Genomic DNA, 13434 nt, shown 5'->3' on the forward strand with positions numbered 1-13434 from the left:
TCAGTACTTGAACTGAATTGTCGCCATGTAGTTTCGGCCCTCGCCTATCACTACACCGCTAGCTCCTTCTTGTTTACTGTTGGTGCTACCCCCACCTGCTAGGTAGTCAGTATCAAACAAGTTTTCTACATTGAATCGAGCCACAATATCTAAGTTCTCATCATACTTGTGAGTGTACGCAACGCCCATATCAATACGTGCATACCCATCTTTCTTAAATGTGTTCGCTGCGTCACCGTAGCGCTCACCTTCATAAATCAGACCTAGGTTCACATCTGTGTTGTTCTGAACTTTGTAGCTCGACCAAACACTTGCTGAAAACTCAGGAACGTCCGCTGGACGGTTGCCTTTGTAATCCGCACTTTCTGTGATTTCTGCGTCTAAGTACATTGCAGAAGCCGTTAGCGAAAGTTCTTCTGTAACAAAACCTTGAGCTAGGATTTCTGCACCGCGGTGTACTTGCTCACCATCTTGAGTCTTCTTGTACATAACGTCACCGCCAGCGTTAACGCCATTTTCAACATCAAGCGCGATGTTTTCTAGCGTGATATCGAACACAGCACCAGAGACCAATAGACGCTCGTCAAACAGTTCCCATTTAGTACCCATCTCATAAGAGATCCCGCGTTCTGCATCAAGCTCTTCACCATCGTTGGTGTAATCTGTGCCATTTACCGTACCTTGAGGCATAAAGCTTTCAGAGTACTGAACGTAAATAGAACCATTGCTTGCAGGGTGGAAAATCACACCTAGTTTTGGTGACACCTGACTTTCTGTCAGCTCATCGCTGCGTTTTTCATCGTAACGAACACCCGCAAGTACTTGCCAATAATCGTTAATCGTCATCATGTTTTGTGCGTAGATACCCCAAGTATCATATTCGCTTGTTGGCCATCTCTTTGAGCTTGTTGGCTCTGGCTTCACAACCGTCTCACCAGCTGGTACATACTCGCCATCATGGAAAGCCATAAAACGGTCGTAGCTGTAATCCAAGTAGTTTGCACCGACTAAGAAAGTGTTATCTGTACCAAACAGAGAAAAGTCAGTCGTCACATCTACATAAGCAGTATCAAATACCCAGTGATCAGAACGCTCGTTACCCTTATGCTTGATCGTACCGTTTTCTTCGTACATATCGAATTTAGGGTAAGACTCTACGTCGAAACGTTTGAAGTCTTGACGGTTATAGCCCGCTTTCACGTTAACGCTGTCCGTCACCTGTGCATTAATGTCGATGCCGTAGTTTTCAACATCGTTGTCAATCTCTGACCACTGTGCATCCCAGATGTACTTGTCACCACGAACGGCTTTGCCATCAACGATGTAAGCACCGGAATCAACGCCGCCGTCATCTTTCGTACGGTCATAGTGTGCTGAAACCATGATGTTTTCTGTGATGTCATATTCCACGACCAAACCACCTACTACGCGGTCAGTTTGTGGCTCTGTACCATCACCGTATTTACGCCATGAGCCGTAGCTTTCTTTTGCAAGAATCGCACGCGCACGTAATGTTTCAGCATCATTCAGCGCACCACTGACATCAAGTACAGTTCGTGAATGATCATTTGAGCCGATATCTTGGCTTAAGCTTGCTTGCGTTTCTGTTGTTGGCTTCTTAGAAACCATGTTCACAAGACCACCTGGTTCTGACTTACCGTAAAGTAGACCTGATGGACCTTTAAGAACTTCAACACGCTCTAAAAGCTCAATTGGTTGACGGTAGTGTGACCAATGCTGACGACCATCACGTAGGAAGCCGTCTGAACTGCTCAGTTCAAAACCACGTAGCGAGAAACGTTCGCGGTTACGGCTTGTACCGCCCGCACTAACACTTGCGTCATTTTGTAGAACTTCACCTAACGTGCTTGCACGCTGCTCATCGATTACCGCTTCATCAATCACAGCAACTTGTCCTGGAGTTTCCAGTTGCGTCATTTCCATGCGCATTGCTGTTGTATTCGTATCCGCTTTGTAACCGAATTCGCGACCTTCTACGACTAGGTGCTCATCCGTATTTTGAACTTCTGCCACTGCAGGTGCTGCTAACACCGCACCGATCACTAATGCCAATTGGCTCTTAGAAAACATACCCATTCACTCCGATTATTGGGTAGCACATAACTGCTATGTGGTTCCCTCTTAGTTATTTCGCGAGTGAATATAAGTGATAACTATTACTATTTGCATTAAATTTACATTCTTTGCATTCGTAAAGTTTTGTAAAGCGGTAAAGGGTCATACTCGCCAACAATCGAGATCTAGATCACATTAAATCTGCACTTTTGACATGAATTTTACTGTCTAAAAAGTAATGTCACTACAAGCCCGCCTTCTGAACGATTGCTTGCAACGGCTTTCCCACCCATCATTCGCATGGATTCTTTTACAATGGCCAACCCCAGACCGTAACCACCTAACTTTTTGTCTCGGGAAGCATCTAATCGTGTGAACGGGTCAAAGATATCTGTCAGTTTATCTTGTGGAATGCCGGGTCCATTGTCGGCTATCGTCACGGCTAAGTAGCTGTGCTTGTCCGTTGTTTTGTTCGCCAGAGAAACATCAATCTGGGCTGACTTACCAGCATACTTAATGGCATTGCCAATCAAATTATTCAAACAACGCACGACGAGCGTATCGTCACATTGCGCTTTTGTTCTTGTCGCCTCAGAAACAAACGTAAGGTTTTGCTGTATTTGCAAATCGATTTTGCAACGTTCTACTTGAGGCGCCAATAGTACTTCTAAATCGCTGCGTTTTAATTCCGTATCGTAGCGAGCATTCTCTAAACGGCTGAATTCCAGGATTTCACCAATAAGATGATTTAGCTCATTGGCCTCTTCTTCCATACGCGTCACTAGGGTTTGTTCATTTTCCCCTACTCGCTTGCGCAATAGATGTAACACTAAATTTTGGCGCGCTAATGGTGTACGTAACTCATGGGAAACATCACGAATCAAGCGACGCTGCTTTTCAGCAAGAGAATGAATCTCTTTTGTCATGTGGTCGAAGTCTTGCGCTAATTCGTTGAATTCGCGGGTGTTCGACTTAAGCTCATCCACCACACTGACGTTAAAGTCACCATTCGATAGCTTTTTACTGGCTTCTCTTAAGCGGTCCAATGGTTGTTGTAAATTCCGTGCCATTAACAAAGAGAACAGCGCCAAGATGACCGCCGCAATCACAACCTTTAATACAGAGAAATAAAGGATGAAATCATGAGCCGGGTGCAAACGATGAGGCAACTGAATCACTAGGCTGTTGTTTCCGACAAGAGGAATATTGAATATCGGACGACTTACTCGGCCTTCTAGTTGTTCGTCCAAACGTCGCTTAAATTTCAACTTGAATTCAAAGTGAGGGTGCATCAAACGGTGTGTAAGAGGGCGCTGATTTTCGTCGAGTACAAACAAGTAAAAGTGCTGTGCATTTGCCCAATCGGCCAGCTCGTCCATGTCACCTTCTTCGATCAACACGTTAGCTTGATGCGCTAAGTCCAACATTTCAGTCTTTACACTAGCAGGTACCTTTAGCATGGCTTTGACTAGGGCTTGTTCGGCAACCGCTTGAACAGCCAAGATGCTAATGACGATAGCCGTCATGTAACTAAAAAGCTGAAATGCGAGGCTGTCTCTTCGTTTCACAAAGTAGGATGGACACACAAATCGCATTAGCCAGTCACAGCCTCTAAGTAGCTATAACCCTTACCACGAAACGTTTTGATGTGCTGTTTGGATAAGCCCGCTTCAACTAACTTGCGACGAATATTACTGATATGCATATCGAGGTTACGGTCAAAAGGACTCAACTCTTTCTTTAGAACTTTGGTCTGCAGTTCCGCCTTAGAGATTACCACGCCTTGGTTTTTTACTAGGTAGCACAATAGTTCAGCCTCTGTACCAGTCAAAGGAAGGCTGTTGAGATGGTCACTCATGCTCTGTACAGTACAACACATAGCCTGTCGTTGACGCTCTAAGCCAACACGACGAAGAATCGCCTTAATACGCATAAGCAGTTCGGGGACGTTGAATGGCTTACCGATGTATTGGTCAGCGCCAGCTTGGTAGCCATCAAGCATCGAGTTCTCATCGTTTAATGCTGTCAACATCAGTATAGGGGTAGCGAATCGTTGGCAAATACGGCGAGCCACCTGCATACCACTGAGGTTAGGTAACATCACATCGAGTAAGACGAGGTCAACAGGCGTTTTTTCCATGTACTGTAACGCGCTTTCACCACAGTGAACTGACGAGACCGTATACCCTTCTTCTTGTAACACGGCTTCCAATAGTTCACACAACGGAACATCGTCATCTACGACCAAAATTCGTGACATCATCCACTACCAGTTAAATAAAAATGGTTCGCATTCTATTACTCATTTGCAGATTAAACAACTATAGTTTTTAGGGTTTTTGAACATAAAAAATACAAAAAAAGCCCTTATCAAAAAGGGCTAAACAAACCAATTAGTTATGTTCTCATCGCCGCTGTTTATAGATGAAATACCTTTCTTTAATATGCATCGATAATTATTGGATACCACAAGAAGCAAAACTCGCACTCTATTTTCCATAAAAAAGAGTACAATTCTGTGCAGTTTCTTATTGAGCATAGACGTATATGACAACGCTATTGATTGGCCACCGAGGTGTGGCAGGTAAGTTCCCCGAAAATACGAAAGTCAGCGTTCAAGCTGCGATCGATTTAGGGTTAAATTGGGTTGAAGTCGACGTACAACCGACCAAAGACAATGTACTGGTAGTTTGCCATGATCATACCGTGAACCGCTGTAGTAACGGTAAAGGTCGAGTTGACCAAATGACATTATCTGAGCTCAAAGCGTTAGATTTTGGTCGTTGGTTCGGCGATGAATTCGCCAATGAATCCATCATGACACTATCTGAGCTCCTAGAGCTTGCTGCAGAAAATGACCTAAATCTTAACATCGAGGTTAAAGTAGATCATCACTCTGCCAATGACGTTGCTCAAATGGCGGCTAAAACTCTTCTAGACGGTCCTTTACCAAAAGAACGCATCCTTTTATCAAGCTTTAGTCATGACGTAATTAGAGCACTGCACAAGCATTGTGAGGGTTATAGACTAGGTGTGCTAAGTGAATTCCTTAGTCGAAAAGACCGATTATTGCTCGAAGAAGTAGATGCCTACAGCTGTAACCTCAATATTAACTGGGTTCGCTCACGCCAAATCAATAAGCTACAAAAAGCAGGCTACAAGGTGATGTGTTACACAGTGAACAATCCCAAAAAACTAAAACACCTGCCAATGTTGGATGGCATCTTTAGTGACCATCCAAGTCGTTTTATGTAGTAGCTGAGATGTCGATATTAGGAACTCCATTACCATTCAATAGTAATTGGGGTTCCCATTTTGACTAGCTTGATAAATTCGTCCATTTCTTCGTTAGTAATGGCAATGCAACCGTTAGTCCAATCGAAGCTTTGAATAAATTGAGGTGATTGAGTCTCACCATTTTTAAGACCGTGAATTTTAATTGCCCCTCCAGGTGCGACACCGCGACGATGCGCTTCCAAACGATCAATCGCATCAGGATAACTGATATGCACAGAACGGTAGAAAGCAGAATCGTTGATCACGTAATCTAACGTGTAATCACCTTCTGGAGTTCTATTGTCACCCTCTTCTTGCTTGTGTCCTTTTGGATTAGCACCCAATGCGATGCGATACTCTTTAACGACCTCGCCATTCTCCATCAGGTACATCCTACGCTTCGACTTATCAACTTTTACCAAATCGACCGCTGCGTGAGCACCGGACATAAACGTACAACACAAGATCAAAGACAACCATTTTACTGACATCGCCAGAACGCCTAACTCATCCACTTAAGGGGAACACAAAAAAGAGCCACCATGCTAGTCAGATGGTCACACTAAAGCAAACTTAATGTGTGCAAATTTAACTACTCATTACACTAAAATTGGCTTACTTTATAAGGAGATTACTTTACAAATTCAGCACAAATAGAGAGGGTATTATGCTCAACATTGCTTTTTTCAGTGCAAAATCCTATGACGAAGCCTCTTTCAACAAAATCAAAAACAACCGGGACTTCGAATTCCACTATCATGATTTTAGATTAACGTCTAAAACTGCAAAAATGGCACAGGGTTGCGAGGTTGTTTGCGCCTTCGTAAACGATGACCTGTCTGCTCCAGTTCTAAAACAACTTTCCATTGGCGGCACGAAACTGATCGCGATGCGTTGTGCAGGTTTCGACAAGGTTGATTTGGAAGCGGCGAAAGAACTTGGCCTACAAGTTGTCCGCGTTCCTGCTTATTCACCAGAAGCCGTGGCGGAACACACTGTCGGTATGATGATGTGTCTGAATCGACGCTTGCATAAAGCTTACCAGCGTACCCGTGACGCAAACTTCAACCTAGAAGGTCTAGTCGGCTTTAACTTTTATAGCAAGACTGTTGGTGTCGTAGGGACAGGTAAGATAGGTATCGCCACCATGCGCATCTTTAAAGGGCTGGGGATGGAAGTCTTATGTTATGACCCATATGAAAACCCTCTTGCGTTGGAGATGGGCGCGCGTTACTGCTCTCTTGAAGAGATCTATGCTAACGCTGACGTCATTTCTCTGCACTGTCCAATGAGTGAAGAAAACTACCACCTATTGAATGAAAAAGCCTTCGTTCAAATGAAAGACGGTGTCATGATCATCAATACCAGTCGTGGTGAGTTACTTGATTCTGTAGCTGCCATTGAAGCGCTTAAACAAGGCAAAATTGGCGCGCTCGGCTTAGATGTTTATGACAACGAAAAAGACCTGTTCTTCCAAGATAAATCGAACGATGTCATCGTAGATGACGTATTCCGCCGCTTATCAGCTTGCCACAATGTGCTATTTACTGGGCATCAGGCCTTCTTGACCCATGAGGCTCTAAACAACATCGCCTCTGTTACGCTAAATAACGTCGAAGCGTTCTTTTCAGAGCAGGCTTCAGGCAATGAATTGATCAAGTAAAGTGGGGATATCGAGCAGTATAGTAGAGCGTTGAATTTCAGCTATGCTATACTCCTCGACCATAAAAAATTTGAGTCTAATTACCATGAGCATTAAAACTGACATTCAAAAGCTGCACAACCGTTTAGATACTTGCCAACGTAAACTTGATGCGGCGCGTTCTCGTGGTGATCACGAAATGATTACTAAATTCACGAATGAAGTTGATGACTTAACGAAGAAGCTGAATCAACTTAAGCACAAGCAAACATACGAGCTAAACAAAGAGCGTAAGAGCCTGCTTGATATGCCATTCTCTCGTGAAATTACAAAAGCAGAACAAGCGGATATCGGCAAACTTAAGAAGCGTGTGAAAGGTCTAGTTATCGTTCATCCACTGACTAAAGTTGGTAAAGAACTTCGCCTAGATGCAATGACAGGCTTCGCACCAAAAGAGTTTTAATTAACTCTATCTAAGCCGTTAAATATAAAAAGCCCAAGCAGAACGCTTGGGCTTTTTTGTATCTCAAATTCAACAAGTTAAGCTTAGGATTATCGCCATTGTAGAAACTGGGTGACAGCGCGACCTGCTAAGTTTTCAAACTAATAAAAGATAGAACCTTAGACCACTTTCGAATGCTAAAAACGACGAAAGCCCGCTGATTTTTCAGCGGGCTTTCTATGTAGTGGCCTAGCTCGGGAATGCCTAGCCTAGGGTTGTGACTAACTGGAACTTAATGCAAACCCCGTCTAATTCTCAAACATCAGAAAATGAAAAAAGCCTCGCTATTTCTAGCGAGGCTTCTTAATAGTGGCGGAGAGATAGGGATTTGAACCCTAGGTACGCTATTAACGTACGCCGGTTTTCAAGACCGGTGCTTTCAACCACTCAGCCATCTCTCCACAAATTGTTACTAAAACTTAGTCTTACTTAAATAATGCTAAATCTCAGTTTTGCCTTTAGATTTTTTAAAATCTAAAAACAGTAAGCAAGCCTGGCGATGTCCTACTCTCACATGGGGAAACCCCACACTACCATCGGCGCTAATTCGTTTCACTTCTGAGTTCGGAATGGAAGTCAGGTGGGTCCAAATCGCTATGGTCGCCAAGCAAATTCTTTAATTCGGAAAACTGATTTTAAGTTCTACTACACATTCAATCGTTCTTGCATTGAGTCCATCAAAACCCCTTGGGTGTTGTATGGTTAAGCCTCACGGGCAATTAGTACAGGTTAGCTCAACGCCTCACAACGCTTACACACCCTGCCTATCAACGTTCTAGTCTCGAACAACCCTTTAGGATACTTAAAGTATCAGGGAAGACTCATCTCAGGGCTCGCTTCCCGCTTAGATGCTTTCAGCGGTTATCGATTCCGAACTTAGCTACCGGGCAATGCGTCTGGCGACACAACCCGAACACCAGAGGTTCGTCCACTCCGGTCCTCTCGTACTAGGAGCAGCCCCCTTCAATCTTCCAACGCCCACGGCAGATAGGGACCGAACTGTCTCACGACGTTCTAAACCCAGCTCGCGTACCACTTTAAATGGCGAACAGCCATACCCTTGGGACCGACTTCAGCCCCAGGATGTGATGAGCCGACATCGAGGTGCCAAACACCGCCGTCGATATGAACTCTTGGGCGGTATCAGCCTGTTATCCCCGGAGTACCTTTTATCCGTTGAGCGATGGCCCTTCCATACAGAACCACCGGATCACTATGACCTGCTTTCGCACCTGCTCGAATTGTCATTCTCGCAGTCAAGCGGGCTTATGCCATTGCACTAACCTCACGATGTCCAACCGTGATTAGCCCACCTTCGTGCTCCTCCGTTACTCTTTGGGAGGAGACCGCCCCAGTCAAACTACCCACCAGGCACTGTCCGCAACCCCGATAAGGGGTCGACGTTAGAACATCAACACTACAAGGGTGGTATTTCAAGGACGGCTCCACACAATCTAGCGACTGTGCTTCAAAGCCTCCCACCTATCCTACACATGTAGGGTCAATGTTCAGTGCCAAGCTGTAGTAAAGGTTCACGGGGTCTTTCCGTCTAGCCGCGGGTACACTGCATCTTCACAGCGATTTCAATTTCACTGAGTCTCGGGTGGAGACAGCGTGGCCATCATTACGCCATTCGTGCAGGTCGGAACTTACCCGACAAGGAATTTCGCTACCTTAGGACCGTTATAGTTACGGCCGCCGTTTACCGGGGCTTCGATCAAGAGCTTCGACCGAAGTCTAACCCCATCAATTAACCTTCCGGCACCGGGCAGGCGTCACACCGTATACGTCATCTTACGATTTTGCACAGTGCTGTGTTTTTAATAAACAGTTGCAGCCACCTGGTATCTGCGACTCTCGTCAGCTCCATCCGCAAGGGACTTCACCATCAAGAGCGTACCTTCTCCCGAAGTTACGGTACCATTTTGCCTAGTTCCTTCACCCGAGTTCTCTCAAGCGCCTTGGTATTCTCTACCCGACCACCTGTGTCGGTTTGGGGTACGATTCCTTACAATCTGAAGCTTAGAGGCTTTTCCTGGAAGCATGGCATCAATGACTTCACTACCGTAGTAGCTCGACGTCGTGTCTCAGCCTTAAGAAGAGCCGGATTTACCTAACTCTTCAGCCTACGCACTTGAACCTGGACAACCGTCGCCAGGCCCACCTAGCCTTCTCCGTCCCCCCATCGCAATTGTAAGAAGTACGGGAATATTAACCCGTTTCCCATCGACTACGCCTTTCGGCCTCGCCTTAGGGGTCGACTTACCCTGCCCCGATTAACGTTGGACAGGAACCCTTGGTCTTCCGGCGAGGAGGTTTTTCACCCCCTTTATCGTTACTCATGTCAGCATTCGCACTTCTGATACCTCCAGCATGCTTTACAACACACCTTCAACGGCTTACAGAACGCTCCCCTACCCAATGAAGTAAACTTCATTGCCGCAGCTTCGGTTTATTACTTAGCCCCGTTACATCTTCCGCGCAGGCCGACTCGACCAGTGAGCTATTACGCTTTCTTTAAATGATGGCTGCTTCTAAGCCAACATCCTGGCTGTCTGAGCCTTCCCACATCGTTTCCCACTTAGTAATAATTTGGGACCTTAGCTGGCGGTCTGGGTTGTTTCCCTCTCCACGACGGACGTTAGCACCCGCCGTGTGTCTCCCGGATAGTACTTACTGGTATTCGGAGTTTGCAAAGGGTTGGTAAGTCGGGATGACCCCCTAGCCTTAACAGTGCTCTACCCCCAGTAGTATTCGTCCGAGGCGCTACCTAAATAGCTTTCGGGGAGAACCAGCTATCTCCAGGTTTGATTGGCCTTTCACCCCTAGCCACAAGTCATCCGCTAATTTTTCAACATTAGTCGGTTCGGTCCTCCAATTGATGTTACTCAATCTTCAACCTGCCCATGGCTAGATCACCTGGTTTCGGGTCTATATCCAGCGACTAAGTCGCGCAGTTAACACTCGCTTTCGCTACGGCTCCCCTAGATGGTTAACCTTGCCACTGAATATAAGTCGCTGACCCATTATACAAAAGGTACGCAGTCACACCACGAAGGTGCTCCTACTGCTTGTACGTACACGGTTTCAGGTTCTATTTCACTCCCCTCACAGGGGTTCTTTTCGCCTTTCCCTCACGGTACTGGTTCACTATCGGTCAGTCAGTAGTATTTAGCCTTGGAGGATGGTCCCCCCATATTCAGACAGGATATCACGTGTCCCGCCCTACTCGATTTCACTGAATGTGCGTTGTCAACTACGGGGCTATCACCCTTTATTGCCGGACTTTCCAGACCGTTCGTCTAACGCATATAAAGCTTAAGGGCTAGTCCAATTTCGCTCGCCGCTACTTTCGGAATCTCGGTTGATTTCTTTTCCTCGGGGTACTTAGATGTTTCAGTTCCCCCGGTTCGCCTCGCTGCGCTATGTATTCACGCAGCGATACTAGCTTATGCTAGTGGGTTTCCCCATTCGGAAATCCCAGACTCAAGTGGTTTTTACTACCTAATCTGGGCTTATCGCAAGTTAATACGTCCTTCATCGCCTCTGACTGCCAAGGCATCCACCGTGTACGCTTAGTCACTTAACCATACAACCCGAAGGAGTTTCGAGTTGATAATCAAATCACCAAAGTTGTCTCTCATTATTTGAATGAGCGAGAGACATTTCGATTTTGCCGGACTCAATTTCGAATAATCACTTAAAAGTGATATTCCCAAGAACACTTGAATGTGCTCGTTTAATTTCATTTTTGAAAAATGAAAACAAACAGTTGGTGTTTGTCATAAAGACAAACATTGAGAACTTTACAAGTAATCTTAAAGATTACTTTGTCAGCTTTCCAAATTGTTAAAGAGCTAATCACTTCTTATGAAGTAACCATTTTTAAAAACTCTCAAGAGAGAATGTTTAAAGATGGTGGGCGATACCGGGCTCGAACCAGTGACCCCCTGCTTGTAAGGCAGGTGCTCTCCCAACTGAGCTAATCGCCCACATTAGTTTTACGTCTCGTGGTAGACGTCTCGAATGGTGGAGCTATGCGGGATCGAACCGCAGACCTCCTGCGTGCAAGGCAGGCGCTCTCCCAGCTGAGCTATAGCCCCATCGAGAAATGGTGGGTCGTGCAGGATTCGAACCTGCGACCAATTGATTAAAAGTCAACTGCTCTACCAACTGAGCTAACGACCCAATGGTATCCCGTAGGGGAGTCGAACCCCTGTTACCGCCGTGAAAGGGCGGTGTCCTAGGCCTCTAGACGAACGGGACACTGGATTGAAGAGTTTGGGAACTCTTCCTCTCTTTACTTTATAAACCGTATCAATCTGTGTGGACACTCATCGTGACTCATTTGTCTTCACTTTTTAAAAGTGAAAGCAAACTATCCGTATCGTATAAGGAGGTGATCCAGCGCCAGGTTCCCCTAGCGCTACCTTGTTACGACTTCACCCCAGTCATGAACCACAAAGTGGTAAGCGTCCTCCCGAAGGTTAAACTACCTACTTCTTTTGCAGCCCACTCCCATGGTGTGACGGGCGGTGTGTACAAGGCCCGGGAACGTATTCACCGTGGCATTCTGATCCACGATTACTAGCGATTCCGACTTCATGGAGTCGAGTTGCAGACTCCAATCCGGACTACGACGCACTTTTTGGGATTCGCTCACTATCGCTAGCTTGCTGCCCTCTGTATGCGCCATTGTAGCACGTGTGTAGCCCTACTCGTAAGGGCCATGATGACTTGACGTCGTCCCCACCTTCCTCCGGTTTATCACCGGCAGTCTCCCTGGAGTTCCCGACATTACTCGCTGGCAAACAAGGATAAGGGTTGCGCTCGTTGCGGGACTTAACCCAACATTTCACAACACGAGCTGACGACAGCCATGCAGCACCTGTCTCAGAGTTCCCGAAGGCACCAATCCATCTCTGGAAAGTTCTCTGGATGTCAAGAGTAGGTAAGGTTCTTCGCGTTGCATCGAATTAAACCACATGCTCCACCGCTTGTGCGGGCCCCCGTCAATTCATTTGAGTTTTAATCTTGCGACCGTACTCCCCAGGCGGTCTACTTAACGCGTTAGCTCCGAAAGCCACGGCTCAAGGCCACAACCTCCAAGTAGACATCGTTTACGGCGTGGACTACCAGGGTATCTAATCCTGTTTGCTCCCCACGCTTTCGCATCTGAGTGTCAGTATCTGTCCAGGGGGCCGCCTTCGCCACCGGTATTCCTTCAGATCTCTACGCATTTCACCGCTACACCTGAAATTCTACCCCCCTCTACAGTACTCTAGTCTGCCAGTTTCAAATGCTATTCCGAGGTTGAGCCCCGGGCTTTCACATCTGACTTAACAAACCACCTGCATGCGCTTTACGCCCAGTAATTCCGATTAACGCTCGCACCCTCCGTATTACCGCGGCTGCTGGCACGGAGTTAGCCGGTGCTTCTTCTGTCGCTAACGTCAAATGATAGTGCTATTAACACTACCACCTTCCTCACGACTGAAAGTGCTTTACAACCCGAAGGCCTTCTTCACACACGCGGCATGGCTGCATCAGGCTTGCGCCCATTGTGCAATATTCCCCACTGCTGCCTCCCGTAGGAGTCTGGACCGTGTCTCAGTTCCAGTGTGGCTGATCATCCTCTCAGACCAGCTAGGGATCGTCGCCTTGGTGAGCCATTACCTCACCAACTAGCTAATCCCACCTAGGCATATCCTGACGCGAGAGGCCCGAAGGTCCCCCTCTTTGGCCCGTAGGCATTATGCGGTATTAGCCATCGTTTCCAATGGTTATCCCCCACATCAGGGCAATTTCCTAGGCATTACTCACCCGTCCGCCGCTCGACGCCCTTAACGTTCCCCGAAGGTTCAGTTAAGTCGTTTCCGCTCGACTTGCATGTGTTAGGCCTGCCGCCAGCGTTCAATCTGAGCCATGATCAAACTCT

The 13434-nt window shown here is 46.5% G+C and carries 7 protein-coding genes, 5 tRNA genes and 3 rRNA genes; 3 read left to right on the top strand and 12 right to left on the bottom strand.

What is annotated here, in order from left to right:
• From C1S73_RS27670 to C1S73_RS27680, 3 genes are all read right to left on the bottom strand, one after another.
• Window positions 1-2091: a TonB-dependent siderophore receptor gene (locus C1S73_RS27670; RefSeq protein WP_038868569.1), complete on the bottom strand. Its 2091-nt coding sequence runs from the start codon at window positions 2089-2091 to the stop codon at window positions 1-3.
• A 206-nt stretch (window positions 2092-2297) separates the two neighbouring features.
• Window positions 2298-3671 (bottom strand): sensor histidine kinase, encoded by a 1374-nt coding sequence (locus tag C1S73_RS27675; RefSeq protein ID WP_038868506.1) that lies wholly within the window; start codon window positions 3669-3671, stop codon window positions 2298-2300.
• Entirely contained in the window at window positions 3671-4336 is a 666-nt protein-coding gene (locus C1S73_RS27680; protein ID WP_038868505.1) for a response regulator transcription factor, read from the bottom strand. Before C1S73_RS27680 ends, C1S73_RS27675 begins: the two co-directional genes overlap by 1 nt.
• A 287-nt stretch (window positions 4337-4623) precedes the next feature.
• On the opposite strand from C1S73_RS27680, the gene C1S73_RS27685 reads away from it, so the two are divergent.
• Complete coding sequence (locus C1S73_RS27685; protein ID WP_038868504.1) at window positions 4624-5331, top strand: glycerophosphodiester phosphodiesterase family protein; 708 nt, start codon at window positions 4624-4626, stop codon at window positions 5329-5331.
• A 29-nt stretch (window positions 5332-5360) separates the two neighbouring features.
• Here the strand turns inward: C1S73_RS27685 and C1S73_RS27690 are convergent, their stop codons facing one another.
• Window positions 5361-5843 (bottom strand): L,D-transpeptidase family protein, encoded by a 483-nt coding sequence (locus tag C1S73_RS27690; RefSeq protein WP_038868568.1) that lies wholly within the window; start codon window positions 5841-5843, stop codon window positions 5361-5363.
• Window positions 5844-6019: 176 nt separating this feature from the next.
• Between C1S73_RS27690 and C1S73_RS27695 the strand changes: the two genes are divergently transcribed.
• Together C1S73_RS27695 and C1S73_RS27700 are read left to right on the top strand one after the other, a co-directional pair.
• Window positions 6020-7015 carry a 2-hydroxyacid dehydrogenase gene (locus tag C1S73_RS27695; protein ID WP_038868503.1) on the top strand — a complete coding sequence of 332 codons (996 nt, stop codon included), beginning with the start codon at window positions 6020-6022 and terminating at the stop codon, window positions 7013-7015.
• An 85-nt stretch (window positions 7016-7100) separates the two neighbouring features.
• On the top strand, window positions 7101-7457 hold the full coding sequence (locus C1S73_RS27700; RefSeq protein WP_038868502.1) for a YibL family ribosome-associated protein: 357 nt from the start codon (window positions 7101-7103) through the stop codon (window positions 7455-7457).
• Between the two features lie 349 nt (window positions 7458-7806).
• Here the strand turns inward: C1S73_RS27700 and C1S73_RS27705 are convergent.
• The 8 genes from C1S73_RS27705 to C1S73_RS27740 form a co-directional block, all read right to left on the bottom strand.
• Window positions 7807-7897 (bottom strand) — tRNA-Ser (locus C1S73_RS27705).
• A 90-nt stretch (window positions 7898-7987) separates the two neighbouring features.
• Window positions 7988-8104, bottom strand: a 5S ribosomal RNA gene (rrf, locus tag C1S73_RS27710).
• A 90-nt stretch (window positions 8105-8194) separates the two neighbouring features.
• Window positions 8195-11085, bottom strand: a 23S ribosomal RNA gene (locus tag C1S73_RS27715).
• Between the two features lie 327 nt (window positions 11086-11412).
• Window positions 11413-11488 (bottom strand) — tRNA-Val (locus tag C1S73_RS27720).
• Between the two features lie 35 nt (window positions 11489-11523).
• Window positions 11524-11599, bottom strand: a tRNA-Ala gene (locus C1S73_RS27725).
• Window positions 11600-11608: 9 nt separating this feature from the next.
• A tRNA-Lys gene (locus tag C1S73_RS27730) sits at window positions 11609-11684 on the bottom strand.
• 2 nt (window positions 11685-11686) lie between these two features.
• A tRNA-Glu gene (locus C1S73_RS27735) sits at window positions 11687-11762 on the bottom strand.
• Between the two features lie 126 nt (window positions 11763-11888).
• Window positions 11889-13434: ribosomal RNA gene (locus C1S73_RS27740) — 16S ribosomal RNA — on the bottom strand.
• The 16S, 23S and 5S rRNA genes sit together here with 5 tRNA genes alongside, the layout of an rRNA operon.

It is taken from the genome of Vibrio jasicida 090810c, assembly GCF_002887615.1.
Lineage (GTDB): Bacteria > Pseudomonadota > Gammaproteobacteria > Enterobacterales > Vibrionaceae > Vibrio > Vibrio jasicida.

Bases quoted from the DNA above. Each gene is read 5' to 3' on its own strand.
- C1S73_RS27670 (WP_038868569.1), bottom strand. From the start codon at position 2,091: ATGTTTTCTAAGAGCCAATTGGCATTAGTGATCGGTGCGGTGTTAGCA.
- C1S73_RS27675 (WP_038868506.1), bottom strand. From the start codon at position 3,671: ATGCGATTTGTGTGTCCATCCTACTTTGTGAAACGAAGAGACAGCCTC.
- C1S73_RS27680 (WP_038868505.1), bottom strand. From the start codon at position 4,336: ATGTCACGAATTTTGGTCGTAGATGACGATGTTCCGTTGTGTGAACTA.
- C1S73_RS27685 (WP_038868504.1), top strand. From the start codon at position 4,624: ATGACAACGCTATTGATTGGCCACCGAGGTGTGGCAGGTAAGTTCCCC.
- C1S73_RS27690 (WP_038868568.1), bottom strand. From the start codon at position 5,843: ATGTCAGTAAAATGGTTGTCTTTGATCTTGTGTTGTACGTTTATGTCC.
- C1S73_RS27695 (WP_038868503.1), top strand. From the start codon at position 6,020: ATGCTCAACATTGCTTTTTTCAGTGCAAAATCCTATGACGAAGCCTCT.
- C1S73_RS27700 (WP_038868502.1), top strand. From the start codon at position 7,101: ATGAGCATTAAAACTGACATTCAAAAGCTGCACAACCGTTTAGATACT.